The organism is Williamsia herbipolensis (assembly GCF_000964005.1).
GTDB classification, from domain to species: Bacteria; Actinomycetota; Actinomycetes; order Mycobacteriales; family Mycobacteriaceae; genus Williamsia_A; species Williamsia_A herbipolensis.
Genome location: NZ_JXYP01000012.1, coordinates 42,308 through 57,915 on the forward strand (window position 1 = coordinate 42,308; position 15,608 = coordinate 57,915).

Genomic DNA, 15,608 nt, shown 5'->3' on the forward strand with positions numbered 1-15,608 from the left:
GTCGTACCACGCGGCGACGGTGGAGCGCTTCGTCGTCAGCGGGCGGCCCGCTCGGCGTCCCGGAGTTCGTTCTTGCGGACCTTGCCGGTGGAGGTGCGGGGGATGGCGTCGGTGAACTCGATGTCGCGGGGCGCCTTGAACGAGGCGAGGAGCGTCTTCACGTGCGCGGTGAGTTCTGCGGCCTCGACCGAGGCGCCATCGGTCAGGACCACGAACGCCTTCGGGCGTTCGCCCCACTTGTCGTCGGCGACACCGATGACGACGACGTCGGCGACGGCGGGGTGGCTGGCGAGGGCCTGTTCGACCTCGATGGTGGAGATGTTCTCGCCACCGGAGATGACCACGTCCTTCGCCCGGTCGAGCAACTTCACGTAGCCGTCGGGGCGCATCACCCCGAGATCTCCGCTGTGGAACCAGCCGCCGGCGAAGGCCTCGGCGGTCGCGTCGTCATCGGCGAAATAGCCCTTCATGACGCAGTTCCCGCGCATGACGATCTCGCCCATCTCGACTCCGTCGGGCTCGACATCGACGAGCGAACCGTCGTCGGCGGCGTCGGGGCGCACCACGCGCAGCCGGTCGGCGGTCACCATCCCCACGCCCTGCCGTGACATCACGACGTTGAGCTCGTCGGAGTCGAGGTCGGCCCACGAATCCTGCGGCTCACAGATCGAGTACGGACCGTAGGTCTCGGTGAGTCCGTAGACGTGCACGAGAGTGGCACCGAGGGAACGGATCTGGCCCACCACGGTCGGCGAGGGCGGTGCCCCGGCGGTCACGACGGTCAGCGGTCCCTCGAGCTGGTGGGCTTCGGGTGCGGTCGCCAGAGTCGACAGAACGGTGGGCGCACCACACATGTGGTCGACGCCCTCGGTGTCGATGAGTCGCCAGATGTCGTCGCCGCGCACCGCGCGCAGGCAGATGTGCCGACCGGCCACCGCGGTCACCGCCCACGTGGTGCACCAGCCGTTGCAGTGGAACATCGGCAACGTCCACAGGTAGCGACTCGCGTGCTCGAAGCCCTGATGCACCACCTCGGCCAGCGCGTTCAGGTAGGCACCGCGGTGGGTGTACATCACGCCCTTCGGACGGCCTGTGGTCCCGGAGGTGTAGTTGATGGTGATCGTCGCGGTCTCGTCGTCCACCTCCCAGGGCAGCGCTGCTCCGTCACCGCGGGCCAGGAACGCGTCGTACCCCGAATCGAGGTCGATCACCTCGTCGACGGACAGATCCGCGAGCGGTGCGAGCAGGTCGGATTCGCCGATGAGGATCTTCGCGCCCGAGTGCTCGCAGATGTAGGCGATCTCGTCGGGCGACAGGCGGGTGTTCACCGCGACGAGGACCGCGCCCGCGAGGGGCACACCGAAGTGGGCGATCAGCAGCTCGGCGCGATTGGTGGCGAGGAACGCCACCCGTTCGCCGGCAGCGACACCCGAGGCACGCACCGCCGCGGCGAGCGACTGCGCCGCATCGGCGAACTCGCGGTTGGTCATCCGGCGGTCACCGTCGACGATCCCGATCGCGTCGGGGTGCACCTCGGCGGCACGCTCGAGGAACCGTAGTGGGGTCAGGGGTGTGTCGAGACCGGCCATCACGTCACTCTAGCGACGGTGACACCCTGCTCACGCAGGGTTGCGGCGACCGCTCGCGCGTGATCGACCGCGCCGGGGGTGTCGCCGTGCAGACACAGCGTCGACGGTGCGACCGCCACGATCATGCCGTCGTCGGCGACGACCTCGTGGTCGACGACCATCCGGAGCGCCCGCGCGCAGATCGTGGCGGTGTCGGTGATGACCGCTCCCGGTTCGGACCGCGGGACCAGCGAGCCGTCAGGGCGGTAGGCGCGGTCGGCGAAGGCCTCGGCGACGGTGGCCAGCCCCGCGGCCTCCGCCAGCCGCGCGGACACCGATCCGGGCAGCCCGTACAGCGGCAGATCGCGGTTCAGCGCGACGACGGCATCGACCACCGCCAGGGCCTGAGCCCGGTGGGAGACTATGCTGTTGTACAGCGCCCCATGCGGTTTGACGTAGGAGACGGCGCCGCCGACCGAGCGCGCGATGCCGTCGAGGGCGCCGATCTGGTAGATCACGTCGGCGGTGAGATCCCCGGGGGCGATGTCGAGGAAGCGGCGCCCGAAACCGACGCGGTCGGGATAGGACACCTGCGCCCCGATCGCGACCCCGGCCGAGACCGCCGCGGCGCAGGTCTCCCGCAACGAGGTGGGGTCCCCGGCGTGGAATCCGCAGGCGATGTTGGCGCTCGTGACCACCTCGAGCATCGCGTGGTCGTCCCCGAGGCGCCACACCCCGTACCCCTCGCCGAGATCGGCGTTGAGATCGACACGGGTGTCCGACGATGTCATCAGCCGAGGGTAGCGATTAATGTCGGGGGATGTCCCACTCCGATACACGCGTGACCACCACCGACGGCGTCGTCGAAGGTGTCGATCACGACGGTCTGCACAGCTGGCGCGGCATCCCCTATGCCGCGCCCCCGATGGGTGATCGGCGGTTCCGCGCGCCCGAGCCGCCCACGCCGTGGGAGGGTGTCCGACTCGCACACAGCTTCCGCAACGCCGCCCCGCAGGCGCGCCGGTACACGACGATCGGCATCAACAAGCACCAGCCGGTCAGCGAGGACTGCCTCACCCTGAACGTGCTCGCCCCGGCGAAGCGGTCCGGGCCGCTGCCGGTGATGGTGTTCATCCACGGCGGTGCCTACATCCTGGGCTCGTCGCTCACCTACCGCGGCGACTCCCTGGTTCGCGCGGGCGGCGTCGTCTACGTGTCGATCAACTACCGACTGGGCACCCTGGGGTACCTCGATCTGAGCCAATACTCCTCGGACACGCGCACTTTCGACAGCAACCTCGGGTTGCGCGACCAACTCGCCGCCCTGCAGTGGGTACAGCGCAACATCGCCGGGTTCGGCGGCGACCCCGACAACGTGACGATCTTCGGTGAGAGCGCCGGGGGCAACGCGGTCACCACCCTGCTCGCCGTCCCCTCGGCGGCCGGACTGTTCCACAAGGCGATCGCCGAGAGTTCGGCGCCGGCGCTGACGTTGAAGGCCGAGTGGGCGACACAGTTCGCCTCGACGTTCGTCGACATCCTCGCCGAGACCCGCGACGACCCGGTTGCCGCGCTGCACACCGCGACTCCCGCCGAACTGGGCCGTGCGGGTGACCAACTCTCGCGCCGTGTCTCGAAGATGATCCCCGGCGCACTGCCTTTCGGCCCGACCGTCGACGGCGATCTGCTCCCGGTCGATCCGCTCGAGGCCGCCGATCGCGGCGAGACGCACGCGGTGCCGCTGCTGCTCGGAAGCAACCTCGTCGAGGCGAACCTCTTCGCCAAGGTGTTCCCGGTGCTGCCCACCTCGCCCTCGGCACTCGAGCGGGTGCTCGCCGGCGCCGATCCTGATGCACGCGCCGCGATCCTCGACTCGTACCCGGACTACCCCGAACCCGCGGCCTGCCGACAGATCATGGCGGACATGATCTTCTGGGCGCCGTCGGTCGCGATCGCCGACGGGCACAGCGCGCACTCGCCGACGTACATGTACCGGTTCGACTACTCCACGCGAATCCTCGACATCAGCGGGTTCGGTGCCACCCACGGCATCGAGCTGTTCGGAGTGTTCGGGCTGTTCACCTCACGTGTCGGCGGTCTGCTCACCTTCGCCGGAGACCGACGCTCCGCACGCCGGGTCACCGCCGAGATGCAGTCGGACTGGGCGTCGTTTGCCGCCACCGGCGCACCCCGATCCGGATGGCGGCGTTACGACACCACCACGCGTGCGGTGAAGGTCATCGACGACCCGAGTCGCATCGAGCTCGATCCGCACGCCGAGCGCCGCGAGGCGTGGAGCCGCTACCGCGAGTTCTCAGAGGTCCCATTGGGCGGGGGGATCCCCGGCCAGGAATGACAGCATCAGCGGGTTGAACACGTCGGGCGACTCCAGCGGCAACAGATGCGTGCCGGGCAGGACCGCCAGTCGTCCCGCGGGCAGCGCGGCCACCACGTCGACACTGTGCGCGACGGTCACCTCGTCGCGGTCGCCCTGGGCCACCAGGGTGGGCGTGGTGACCGACGCAAGTGATGCGAGATCGATCTCGGGCTCGGCGGCGATCATGTCGATGGTCTTGCGGTAGACGGTCTCGAAGTGTTCCGGCCCGTCGGGTGACACCGCATCGTATTCGGCGCGCAGGAAAGTCATCGCGGAGCTGTCGGCGAGGAGTCCGTCGGTGATGCCGTCGGCGACGCGACCGGAACTGTTGAAGTACTGCCCGACGAGGACCATGCGGTCGACGAGGTCGGGGCGACGCTGGGCGACCAACAGGGCCACCACGGCGCCGTCGCTCCACCCCACCAGATGTGCCGAACGGCCGATCGCGGTCTCCAGGTAGGCGATCGTCTCGTCGGCCATCGTCGAATAGCCGAAGGCGGCGTCGGTGTCGGGGGAGTGGGCGTGCCCGCACCGCTCGGGTGCGTAGACCTTCCACCCTGCCTTCAGGATCTCGGGGATCTGGGCGCCGAACGACGACGCCCCGGCGAACGCGCCGTGCATCAGCACGACGGGGGTGCCCTCGCCGTCGACGAAGTGCCACACGGGATGACCGGCGACGTCGATGTATTCGCCCCCATCGACCTTTCGGGCACCGTCGACCGGTCGCAGGGTGTGAGTATCGTCGGCACCGGACAGGCTGGACATGCGCCCCATGCTCGCAGAGGCGGTGTCGCGATCACCGAAACGAGGCTCAATCGATGTCAACTCGACGCCGCCGCGCCGCCTGCGTCCTGGTCCTCGGCGCCGCGATGGCGGCGTCGGCATGCTCGACCGACAGTGGCACCGACGCGGCGGTGTCGACACCTCCACCGAGCACGACGCCCGAGGTGATCACCGCCTCGCAGGCCCCGGCGGTGCCACCCTTCATCGCCCGGGTGCAGGTCGTTCAGCTTCCCTCGGGCACGAGCGTGCAGGTCTATCCGACGGCATCGGGACGGGCAGCGCAGGGCGCGGGCGACAACGCGATCGCCTGGGCCGAGGTGCTCGCCGACGATCCCGGTGCCGACACCGCGGGGATGCGCGCGCAGTTCGATTGTCACTGGGCGTTCGCGCGCATCGTCGCGCCGGACAAACCGAGCTGGAATCTCGAACCGTGGCGTCCGGTGGTCAGCGCCCAACAGATGATCGACGACCGCTGCAACCCTGGTGGCGCCGAGGAGTGAACGCTACTATCTGCGTATGAATGCAGATAAGGGTGTTTGTCGTCGGACGCTCGCCGACGACCAGGTCGCCCTGGTGGTCGAGGTGTTCCGCATGCTCTCCGACGCCACCCGTGTGCAGATGCTGTGGGCGCTGGTCGACCGCGAGTGCTCGGTGAACGAGCTCTCGGAGAAGGTCGGCAAACCGGCGCCGTCGGTGAGTCAGCACCTCGCCAAGCTCCGCATGGCACGCCTGGTGCGTACCCGCAAGGAGGGGACCTCGGTCTTCTACCGCCTCGAGAACGACCACGTGCGGCAGATGGTGGTCGACGCGGTGTTCAACGCCGAACACGCCGGACCCGGCACCCCCGGGCATCACCGTCCCGACGCCCACGTCGACGCCCCGATCTCCATCGTGCCATCCGAGAAGTCGAGCGGCGCATGAGCGGCGACCATTCCCACCACCATCCCCACGACCACGATCACCACGGTGGTTGGCGGCATGCGCTGAGCCACGCGTTCACGCCGCACAGCCACGATTCTGCCGACAAGGTCGACGGTGCCATGGAGTCGAGTGCGCAGGGTATCCGTGCGGTGAAGATCAGCATGGCGTTGCTGCTGGCGACCGCGGTCGTGCAGCTCGCCGTGGTCGTGGTGTCGGGCTCGGTGGCACTGCTCGCCGACACGATCCACAACTTCTCCGACGCACTCACCTCGGTGCCGCTGTGGATCGCGTTCGTCCTCGGTCGCCGCGCGCCCACGCGGCGCTACACCTATGGGTTCGGCCGCGCGGAGGATCTCGCCGGTCTGTTCGTGGTTCTGATGATCCTCGCGTCGGCGGTGGTCGCCGGGGTCGAGGCGGTACGGCGTCTCATCGACCCCGCGCCCCTGTCGCATCTGCCCTGGGTCGCCGCGGCCGGTGCCATCGGGTTCGTCGGCAACGAGATCGTCGCGCGGTACCGCATCACCATCGGCCGTCGCATCGGATCGGTCGCACTCATCGCGGACGGGAAGCACGCACGCACCGACGGGTTCACGTCGCTGGCGGTGCTCGTCGGCGCCGCCGGTGCGGCGGCCGGCTTCCCGATCGCCGACCCGATCGTGGGGTTGGTGATCACCGCGGCCATCCTCATGGTGCTCGTCGGCGCGGCACGAGATGTGTTCCGGCGCCTCATGGACGGCGTCGACCCGGAGATCGTCGGCTCGGCCGAGGAGGTGCTCGCCTCGGTGCCCGGCGTGGACAGTGTGGCCGGGTTACGGATGCGGTGGGTGGGTCACACCCTGCACGCCGAGGCCGATCTCGACGTCCCGCCCGACACCGCGCTGCGCGATGCCCATGCGCTGGCCCATCGTGCCGAACACGCGCTGATCGACGGCGTCGCGCGCCTGGCCACCGCCCAGGTGCACGCCTACCCGGGGCATCAGGTCGCCGACGGCACCGTCACGCGCCCGGCCGAACGGAGCCTGCGGCCACCGACGAGGCGGCAGACGACGTAGATCGCGAACGAGATGGTCGTGACCATCACCGACACCGGCAGGTTGGGTGCGAGCGAGAGGATCAGTCCGCCCACCGCGGCGATCTCGGCGAACAGGATCGACAGCAGCACCACCGTGGTCGGGGTGGAAGTCACCCGGGTGGCCGCGGCGGCGGGGGTGATGAACAGCGACATCACCAGTAGGGCGCCGATGATCTGCACCCCCTGCGCGACACTGGCACCGAGCAGGACCGCGAACACCAACGACAGTGTGCGCGTGGGCACCCCGAGCGCCTCGGCGACCGTGGGGTCGGTGCTCGCGAACTGCAGCGGGCGATAGATCACCGCGAGCACGGCGACCACGACGACGGTGGTGATCGCTACGGCGGTCAGACCGTCGGCCCCGACGCTGACCACCTGTCCGGTCAACAGAGCGAACCCGGTGCCGGTACGACCGTACGTCGCGATGAAGAGCACGCCGAGACCCAGTCCGAACGCCATCACCACGCCGATCACCGAATCACGTTCGCGCACACGGCTGCCGAGCAACCCGAAAATGAGCGCGGCGACGATGGAACCCACCACGCCGCCGATGTTGACGCTGACGCCGAGCAACAGGGCCAATGCCGCACCGGTGAAGGACAACTCGGCGGTGCCGTGCACGGCGAACGACATCTGGCGCGCGACCACCGTCGGACCGAGGAGGCCGCCGAGCAGCGCGAGCAGCGCCAACGCCAGCAACGACTGCTGCACGAAGGGCCGCGCCAGCAGGTCTCCCGCGAGACCGACGTCGAGGAAACTGCCCCAGTCGACGGTGCTCACAGCGCCTCGGCGCCGTGGCAGGCGGCCTCGTCGGCACCCACGACGACGAGGCGGTCGCGCACGCGCAGCACGTCGACCTTCGTGCGATACAACTCGCTGAGCACCGCGGAGTTCATCACCTCGTCGGTGGTGCCGATCCGGAACCGGCCGTCGACGAGGTAGACGACGCGATCGACGTAGGGGAGTACGGGATTGATCTCGTGGGTGACGAACACGACCGTGGTCGCCGCCGCGCGACGTCGACGGTCGATCAGCTGCGCCACGCGTGCCTGATTCGCCGGATCGAGACTGAGCAGCGGCTCGTCGCACAGCAGCACGACGGGGTCGCTCGCGAGCGCCTGGGCCACCCGCATCCGCTGCTGCTCGCCACCGGAGAGCAGGCCGAGCGGGGCGTCGACGAAGGCGCGGGCATCGACCTGATCGATCGCGAGATCCACTGCGGCCCTTCGTGCCTTACGGGTGCGCCACCCCACACCCCACGCGCGGCCGTCGACGCCCATGCCCACGAGGTCGCGTCCGCGCAGCGGCACCCCCTCGTCGTGCGGGCGCTGCTGGGGCACGTACCCGATCTTCGACCGGTCGGTGCCGTTGCGGCCGTCGATGGAGATGGTGCCCGCGTCCAGTCGGTACTGACCGAGCAGCGTGCGCAGCAGCGAGGTCTTGCCCGACCCGTTGGGCCCGAGTACCGCGACGAACTCGCCGGGGGCGACGGTCAGGTCGAAATCCGACCACAGCACGCGGTCACCGAAGCGCAGTCGCGCACCACGGATGTCGATGGCAGGGACGCTGGCGGTGATGGCGATGCTCCGGTGTCGAGAGGTGGCGAGTGGAGATGGATCAGCGCGACAGGGAGGCCGCGATCGCATCCACCGTAGCCTTCTGCCAGGCCACGTAGTCGGTGACTCCGGACGGCAGGGTCTCGGTCAACTTCACGACGGGGAGACCGTCGGAGTCGGCGGCGGCCAGCAGGCGCTTGGTCGTCTCGTCGACGGCCTGGGTGTTGTAGAGCAGCGCCGAGACGGTCTTGTTGCGCACCAGGTCCTCGGTGGTCGCGACTGCGGCGGCGGGCGGGTCGTTGCCCGCCTCGACGGCGTCGGTGAACGACGACGGCGTCGCGTCGACCAGGCCCGCCTCGGCGAGCAGGTACGCCGCGAGCGGCTCGGTCTGGGCGACCTTCGCGCCGGCATGGGCCGCCTTGATCGAGGCCAACGTGGTCTGCAGGTCGGTGACCTTGTCCTCGAACTGCTTCGCGTTGGCGGCGAAGGCGTCCTTGTCGGCCGGGAACTTCTCGGCCAGGGCGTCGGCGATGTCGGATGCGACGGCCTTCACGACGTCGAAGTCGTAGAAGAAGTGCTCGTTGACCTCGCCGGCGCCGGTGGGCGCGCTCGGGTTGAGCTTCTTGTAGGCGTCGCACGCGCTGATCACCTTCGCGTCGGGGTTCTTCGGCGCCTTCTCCATGTAGGCGTCGTAGTCGGCGCCGTTGAGCACCACGACGTCGGCGTCGAACACCTTCGCGGTGTCGCGCGCGGTGGCCTCGAACTCGTGCGGGTCACCGTCGGGCGAGGTGTAGAGCGAGGTGACGCCGGCGTCCTTGCCCGCGACGGCGGAGGCGACCGAACCCCACACGTCGGTGGAGGCGACGACGACGGGCTCCCCGGGAGCGCCCGCGGACTCGGTGGTGTCGCCCGAACACCCGGCGACCACCGTCGCGGCGATCACTGCTGCGGCCAGACCCGCAACCCGGGCCGACACCCCACGAACGGTCTTCGAACTCATCGCACACTCCACTCCTCGACGACTGCGACGCAAATGGTAACCGTTATCGAAAAGAGCCACCAACTCGAGTGCCGACGGCGCGATCAGGCCGTGACGGTGACCGCCGTGCTCGACACCTCGATGACCCGCGCCGTGGCGATGTCGAAGAACAGCCCGGCCACGCGCAGTCGACCGTCGGCGACCGCACGGCCCACCAGTGGATGGCGCTGCAGCGTCTGGATCTGCACGGCGACGTTGACGATGGCGAGCTGATCGACCTCGGAGAAGCCGGCGTCGGCCGCGCTTCGACCCGCGGGGTGTCCGCTGCGGAACGCCGAGAGGCTGGGCGCGGCGTGTTCGAGCCACGTCCCGACCGCGCCACCCGGACCGGATTCGGCGAGCAGTCCCGTCATCGCGCCGCACGAGGAGTGTCCGCAGACCACGATCGAGCTGACCCCGAGGGTGTCGACGGCGAACTCGAGTGCCGCCTCGACCGAGATGTCGGCGCCGGGCGCGGTCGGGATGAGGTTGCCGATGTTGCGGACGGTGAACAGGTCACCCGGGCCGCTGGCGGTGATGACGTTGGGCACCACCCGCGAGTCCGAACACGTGAGGAACAGCGAGTCGGGATCCTGCGCATCGCTCAGTCCCTCCATGTGTTCGAGCAGCGCGACGGATGCGAGCCGGTGGTGCCCGTGCGCGCCGGTCTCTCGCGTGGCGACCTGGTGGCGGCGCGGCGGCGCCTTGGGGGCGTCGACGAGCAGCGCGTGCCCGGTCTCCTCGATGACCACGGTGCCGCCGACGGCCTCGTGCGCCCACTGCCAGTCGGCGATCATCTCCGAGGCGGCGTTGTCGAGGAAGTCGGCGTCGATGTGCATGGTGACGTGCGCGCCGGCGGGCACCTTCGCCAGCGCCTTGTTCAGGCGCGGCAGCATCAGGAAGCTCAACGATCCGTGGATGCGGATCTCCCACTGTCGCGAACCGGGCGTGCCGAACGGAGCGGAGGTGATGCTGGCGCGCACCACCCGGACCACGACGATCGCGACGGCCACCGCGAGACCGATGCCGACGCCCTCGAGCAGGTTCAGGAACACCACGGCGAGCACGGTGATCACGTAGACCCACAGGTCACCGGTGCGCAGTGCGAGCTTCATGTGTGCGGTCTTGACGAGCTGGATGCCGATCACGACGAGCAGGCCGGCCAAGGCTGCCATCGGGATCTGTTGCACCAGTGAGGTCAACAGCACGGCGAACACCAGGATCCAGGCACCGTGTAGGACAGTCGAGGCGCGCGATCGGGCACCGGAGGCGACGTTGGTGGAGCTGCGCACGATCACACCGGTCACCGGTAGACCGCCGGCCATTCCCGACAGGATGTTCGCGCTGCCCTGACCGAGCATCTCGCGGTTGAAGTTCGTACGCGGACCGGTGTGCATCTTGTCGACGGCGACCGCCGACAACAGCGATTCGACGCTCGCGATCAACGCGACGGTGATGACGCCGAGGACGACCGCACCCCAGTTGCCGCTGGGCAGTTCGGGGAGGGCGAGAGCGTCGAAGAAGTTGCCGTCCAACGAGATCTTGTCGATGTCGAATCCGGCGGCCGACGCGACGACGGTGGCACCGACGATCGCGACCAGCGGCCCCGGGACCTTGCGGTACTGCGCGGGGAGCGACGGCCACGCCAGCATGGTCACGACGACGAGACCACCGATGACGACGGTGTGCCAGTCCATGTCGATGAGCGAACCCGGTATGGCGCTGAGGTTCTCCCACGCGGAGCTCTGCGAGTCGCTGCCCAGCAGCACGTGGATCTGTTGCAGCGCAATGGTGATACCGATACCGGCGAGCATGGCGTGCACCACCACGGGCGCGATCGCCAACGCGGCCTGCGCGATCCGGCTCAGGCCGAACACGATCTGCAGAACACCGGCGCCGACGGTGATGAAGCAGGTCACCTTCCAGCCGAAGGTCGCGTCCAACTCGGCGACCACGACGGTGAGGCCGGCGGCCGGACCGCTGACCTGCAGGATCGATCCTCCGAGAGCGCCGGCCACGATGCCGCCGATGACGGCGGCGATGAGACCCGCCATGACCGGTGCGTCGGAGGCGATGGCAATGCCCAACGAGAGTGGCAGTGCGACAAGGAATACGACGAGCGACGCCGGTACGTCGTACCGCAGTACGTCCCGAGCGTTGATCGATGTCAGTGCGGCCGGCATGTGCATGGGCGTCAACGTAGCCAGCGATTGTTAAAGGGAGCTTAAATTGTTTCCCAAGCGACAGAAAAGACTGAAGTCCGGTCGCGACACCGAACGGCGGCGTCCGGTGCTGGGACATGTCACAGCACCGGGCTGTGGTCCATCACACCGGCCGCCGCCGAGAGCCGGTCAGCTCACGTGTGCGGCATCAGCGCGTCGGGCGGGATGACGCCGAACTTGCCCGCGTTGAAGTCCTCGATCGCGGCGATGACCTCGGCCTTGGTGTTCATCACGAACGGGCCGTAGGCGAACACCGGCTCGCGGATCGGCTGCCCGCCGAGCAACAGGACCTCCATCGCCGGGCGGTTCGAGTCCTGGGTGCCGTCAGCGCTCACGCTGATCCGGTCGCCGGGGCCGAGGACGACGAGTTGGCCGCCGGTCACGGGATGGTGCAGCGGTCCCACCGTCCCGTCACCGCTGAGGACGTAGACCAACGCGTTGTACTTCCGGTTCCACGGCAGGTTCAGCTGGGCACCCGGCTCGATCGTGGCGTGCGCCATGGTGATCGGCGTCCGCGTGGAGCCGGGGCCGGAGTACTCACCGATCTCACCGGCGATGATCCGGACGAGCGCACCGCCGTCACTCGACGAGACCAGCCTCGCCTCCCGGCCCTCGATGGACTGGTAGGCCGGCGTCGTGAACTTGTCGGACTTCGGCAGGTTGACCCACAGCTGGATGCCGTGGAACACGCCGCCGCTGGCCACGAGCTCAGCGGGCGGGGTCTCGATGTGCAGGATGCCCGAGCCGGCGGTCATCCACTGGGTGGCACCGTTCTCGATGAGGCCGCCGCCACCGTGGCTGTCCTGATGCTCGAATCGGCCGTCGATCATGTAGGTCACGGTCTCGAACCCGCGGTGCGGGTGCCAACTGGTGCCACGCGGCTCGCCCGGCTCATAGTCCACCTCGCCCATCTGGTCCATGTGGATGAACGGGTCGAGATCGGCCTTGCTGACGCCGGCGAACGCGCGGACGACGGGGAACCCCTCGCCCTCGTAGCCGCGGGGTCCGGTGGTCACCGCACGCACGGGGCGTTCGGTGTCCGATGGTGCGGCCTCTGCCAACCGGTCCAGGGTCAAAGTGTCTGCGGTGATCGCGGGCATCGTGTCCTCCTTCTTTCCTCGGCACGAGTGCGTGTCCGTCATTCTGCCCCATGTAACCGGACCGTGGTCCGATTTGTTCCGGCGATACGCTGAGTGCATGACGCACTTCCGCACGCGTTCGGCCACCGGCCCCGGCGGTGTCGAGATCGCCTACCGGGTCAGCGCGCCGCCTGCCGAGCCGACACCCGCCCTGGTGCTGATCCACGGCTGGGCGCAGTCGGCGGCGGCCTGGGGGACAGGTCTCCTCGACCGTCTCGCCGAGACCCATCGTGTGATCGCCGTCGACCTCCGCGGGCACGGGGCCTCTGGGGTACCCACGCAGCATGGCGGAGACGCCGTGGGTGCCTCGTACTCCGCGGCGGATTTCGCCGGTGACATCGAGGCGGTGCTGGCGGCCGAGGCGTCCACGACGACGTCGGCCTTCGACTCCCCGGCCGTCGCCGACGCCGGCGTCGTGCTCGCCGGCTGGTCCTACGGCGGCCTCGTGTCGTGCGATCTCCTCGCCGCCCGACTCGATCGCACCGGTGGCGTGGGGGATGTCGTCGGCCTCGTCCTCGTCGGTGCGATCACCTCGATCGGTCGGGGCGCGGCCGGAGGGCGGGTGGGTCCGGCCATGCGCGCGGCCCTGCCCGACGCGTGCTCGGCCGACCCGCGCACGGCCATCCGTGCGCTGGGGTCGTTCGGCACCGCGCTCGTCCCGGCCCACCGGCCCGAGCTCGGTGCGGTGAGTCAGCAGCTGTTCGGCACGTCGCTCGCCACCGCGCCCAGCGCACGCGCCGGGCTCTTCGCCCGCACCGCCGACCACGACCCGATGCTGCGGGATCTGACGATCCCGGTGCTGATCGTCCACGGCACCGCCGACGCCGTCGTCGACGTGTCCGCCGCCCGGCACGCGGCCGACCTCGTGGGCCATGCGCGCGTGGACCTCTGGGACGACGCCGGGCACGCGCCGTTCGTGGAGGACCCCGACCGCTTCGCCGAGTCGGTCCTGGCGTTCACCGAATCGATCGGCTCGGATGTGGGGGCGACGGTATGAGGCGACTGGAACTTCGTCGTATCGCCCTGATCTCGGTGCACACCTCGCCGCTGGCGCAACCGGGCACCGGTGACGCGGGCGGCATGAACGTCTACGTGTGGCAGACCGCCCGGACGCTCGCCCAGCGGGGCATCGACGTCGAGATCTTCACCCGCGCGACATCATCGGCCGACGCGCCCTCGGTCCGCGCGGCCGACGGGGTGCTGGTGCGCAACGTGGTCGCCGGGCCGTTCGAGGGCCTCGACAAGCGCGATCTGCCCACGCAGCTCTGCGCTTTCGCCGCCGGGGTCCTGCGCGCCGAGGCGATGCACCCGCCGGGACACTACGACCTCGTGCACTCGCACTACTGGCTGTCCGGACAGGTCGGGTGGCTCGCCCGCGATCGCTGGCGCGTACCGCTCGTCCACACCGCCCACACGCTCGCCGCGGTCAAGAATCTCGCGCTCGCTGCAGGCGACGAACCCGAACCGATGCTCCGCCAGGTCGGCGAACAGCAGGTCGTCGCCGAGGCCGACCGTCTGGTCGCGAACACCGATGCCGAAGCGCAGCAGCTCATCTCGATCCACCACGCCGACCCCGACCGTGTCGACGTCGCGACCCCCGGAGTCGATCTCACGACCTACCGGCCCGGACCGCGGGACGTCGCGCGCGCCGAACTCGGTCTCGACCCGGGCGAGGTCGTGGTGACGTTCGTCGGACGGATCCAACCGCTCAAGGCCCCCGACGTGCTCATCCGCGCGGCGGCGCCGATCATCGACCGTGCGCGCGCATCGGGTCGCCGCGTGCGTGTCCTCGTGGTCGGCGGACCGTCGGGCTCGGGCCTCGCCCGGCCCACCGCACTGATCGACCTCGTCGCCGAACTGGGTATCGCCGACGAGGTCACCTTCCTGCCCCCACAGCGACCCGAGATGCTGGCGACGGTCTACCGTGCATCGGATCTCGTTGCCGTACCGAGCTATTCGGAGAGCTTCGGCCTCGTCGCGATCGAGGCGCAGGCCAGCGGCGTACCCGTCATCGCGGCCGACGTGGGTGGTCTCGGCGTCGCGGTCCACGACGGCGTGACCGGGATGCTCGTCGGAGGCCACCGCATCGACGACTGGACCGCGGCGATCGACGGCCTGCTGGCCCACCCGCGGCGCCTGGCCGAGATGGGCGCGGCCGCGGTGACCCACGCGCAGAACTTCTCGTGGGACCACACCGCCGACCAGCTCCTCGAGAGCTACCACCGCGCGGTGGCCACCTACGACGGTGCCGTCTCGCGCCCCGAACAGATCCCCACCCCGTCCACCCGTGGAACTCGGCGATGGTCACGTCGCCGGTCAGGAGTACGAGCATGAGCCAGCAGATGCGCCCACCGGGCATCGTCGAGCAGTCCGACTCGTTGCAGAAGGCGTTGCGCGAACGCGGGGTGACGTTCGCGCTCAAGAACTCCGGCGGCGCCGACACCGAGCACCTCGTCATCGAGCTGCCCGGCGAACGCAAGTTGAAGACCACCGTCCTGCTCACCGTCGGCAAGCCCGGCGTGCGGGTGGAGGCGTTCGTGTGTCGTCGACCCGACGAGAACCACGAGGGCGTCTACAAGTTCATGCTCAAGCGCAACCGGCGGATGTACGGCGTGGCCTACACGATCGACAACATCGGTGACATCTACCTCGTCGGCCGGTTCTCGGCCGAGTCGGTGACCCCCGATGAACTCGACCGCGTGCTCGGGCAGGTGCTCGAGGCGGCCGACGGCGACTTCAACACGCTCCTCGAGCTGGGTTTCTACACCTCCATCCGGCGCGAATGGGCGTGGCGGGTGTCGCGCGGGGAATCGCTGAAGAACCTTCTCGCGTTCGAGCACCTCATCGACGAGGAATCGCTGCCGTACATCGCCCCGGAGAAGACCGTGACCCCGGTCGCCGAACGTGCGCAGGAGAGCGAGGGGTCGACCGCGGTATCTGGGTGAACCCCGC

General features: G+C 69.4%; 15 protein-coding genes. 7 read left to right on the forward strand and 8 right to left on the reverse strand.

The features are described 5' to 3' along the window. Window positions 1-35: 35 nt before the first annotated feature. Window positions 36-1,589, reverse strand: a complete 1,554-nt coding sequence (locus TU34_RS05600) for an AMP-binding protein (protein WP_045821883.1) — start codon at window positions 1,587-1,589, stop codon at window positions 36-38. Next, window positions 1,589-2,359, reverse strand: a complete 771-nt coding sequence (locus TU34_RS05605) for a LamB/YcsF family protein (protein ID WP_045821884.1) — start codon at window positions 2,357-2,359, stop codon at window positions 1,589-1,591. The genes TU34_RS05600 and TU34_RS05605 overlap by 1 nt, the downstream gene beginning before the upstream one ends. Before the next feature lie 50 nt (window positions 2,360-2,409). On the opposite strand from TU34_RS05605, the gene TU34_RS05610 reads away from it, so the two are divergent. After that, window positions 2,410-3,924 (forward strand): carboxylesterase/lipase family protein, encoded by a 1,515-nt coding sequence (locus TU34_RS05610; RefSeq protein ID WP_338062982.1) that lies wholly within the window; start codon window positions 2,410-2,412, stop codon window positions 3,922-3,924. On the opposite strand, the gene TU34_RS05615 is transcribed toward TU34_RS05610, so the two are convergent. Continuing rightward, window positions 3,883-4,710 (reverse strand): alpha/beta fold hydrolase, encoded by an 828-nt coding sequence (locus tag TU34_RS05615; protein ID WP_082079908.1) that lies wholly within the window; start codon window positions 4,708-4,710, stop codon window positions 3,883-3,885. The genes TU34_RS05610 and TU34_RS05615 overlap by 42 nt on opposite strands. Window positions 4,711-4,763: 53 nt before the next feature. Here TU34_RS05615 and TU34_RS05620 point away from each other — a divergent pair, with 53 nt between their 5' ends. From TU34_RS05620 to TU34_RS05630, 3 genes are read left to right on the forward strand one after another with little or no spacing between them, the layout of a single operon-like run. Further along, window positions 4,764-5,228 (forward strand): DUF2599 domain-containing protein, encoded by a 465-nt coding sequence (locus tag TU34_RS05620; RefSeq protein ID WP_045821886.1) that lies wholly within the window; start codon window positions 4,764-4,766, stop codon window positions 5,226-5,228. Between the two features lie 16 nt (window positions 5,229-5,244). Next, entirely contained in the window at window positions 5,245-5,649 is a 405-nt protein-coding gene (locus TU34_RS05625; RefSeq protein ID WP_045821918.1) for an ArsR/SmtB family transcription factor, read from the forward strand. Continuing rightward, window positions 5,646-6,701, forward strand: coding sequence for a cation diffusion facilitator family transporter (locus tag TU34_RS05630; RefSeq protein ID WP_045821887.1), 1,056 nt, complete (start codon window positions 5,646-5,648; stop codon window positions 6,699-6,701). The genes TU34_RS05625 and TU34_RS05630 overlap by 4 nt, the downstream gene beginning before the upstream one ends. Here the strand turns inward: TU34_RS05630 and TU34_RS05635 are convergent. The 5 genes from TU34_RS05635 to TU34_RS05655 all read right to left on the reverse strand — a co-directional run bounded on the left by TU34_RS05635 (window position 6,626) and on the right by TU34_RS05655 (window position 12,617). After that, window positions 6,626-7,501, reverse strand: a complete 876-nt coding sequence (locus TU34_RS05635) for a metal ABC transporter permease (RefSeq protein WP_045821888.1) — start codon at window positions 7,499-7,501, stop codon at window positions 6,626-6,628. The genes TU34_RS05630 and TU34_RS05635 overlap by 76 nt on opposite strands. Beyond that, on the reverse strand, window positions 7,498-8,367 hold the full coding sequence (locus TU34_RS05640) for a metal ABC transporter ATP-binding protein (RefSeq protein ID WP_082079900.1): 870 nt from the start codon (window positions 8,365-8,367) through the stop codon (window positions 7,498-7,500). Before TU34_RS05640 ends, TU34_RS05635 begins: the two co-directional genes overlap by 4 nt. Then, on the reverse strand, window positions 8,339-9,277 hold the full coding sequence (locus tag TU34_RS05645; protein WP_045821920.1) for a metal ABC transporter solute-binding protein, Zn/Mn family: 939 nt from the start codon (window positions 9,275-9,277) through the stop codon (window positions 8,339-8,341). Before TU34_RS05645 ends, TU34_RS05640 begins: the two co-directional genes overlap by 29 nt. A gap of 83 nt (window positions 9,278-9,360) precedes the next feature. Then, a complete protein-coding gene (locus TU34_RS05650; RefSeq protein ID WP_052688765.1) occupies window positions 9,361-11,484 on the reverse strand; it encodes a SulP family inorganic anion transporter in 2,124 nt (707 codons plus the stop codon). A 167-nt stretch (window positions 11,485-11,651) separates the two neighbouring features. After that, entirely contained in the window at window positions 11,652-12,617 is a 966-nt protein-coding gene (locus TU34_RS05655) for a pirin family protein (RefSeq protein WP_045821922.1), read from the reverse strand. Window positions 12,618-12,714: 97 nt separating this feature from the next. On the opposite strand from TU34_RS05655, the gene TU34_RS05660 reads away from it, so the two are divergent. The 3 genes from TU34_RS05660 to TU34_RS05670 are packed head-to-tail and all read left to right on the forward strand — an operon-like array spanning window position 12,715 to window position 15,601. After that, window positions 12,715-13,653, forward strand: coding sequence for an alpha/beta fold hydrolase (locus TU34_RS05660; protein ID WP_052688766.1), 939 nt, complete (start codon window positions 12,715-12,717; stop codon window positions 13,651-13,653). Next, window positions 13,650-14,990 (forward strand): D-inositol-3-phosphate glycosyltransferase, encoded by a 1,341-nt coding sequence (mshA, locus tag TU34_RS05665; RefSeq protein WP_045821889.1) that lies wholly within the window; start codon window positions 13,650-13,652, stop codon window positions 14,988-14,990. The genes TU34_RS05660 and mshA overlap by 4 nt, the downstream gene beginning before the upstream one ends. After that, window positions 14,987-15,601 carry a type III secretion system chaperone family protein gene (locus TU34_RS05670; RefSeq protein ID WP_238981177.1) on the forward strand — a complete coding sequence of 205 codons (615 nt, stop codon included), beginning with the start codon at window positions 14,987-14,989 and terminating at the stop codon, window positions 15,599-15,601. Before mshA ends, TU34_RS05670 begins: the two co-directional genes overlap by 4 nt. Window positions 15,602-15,608 lie beyond the last annotated feature (7 nt).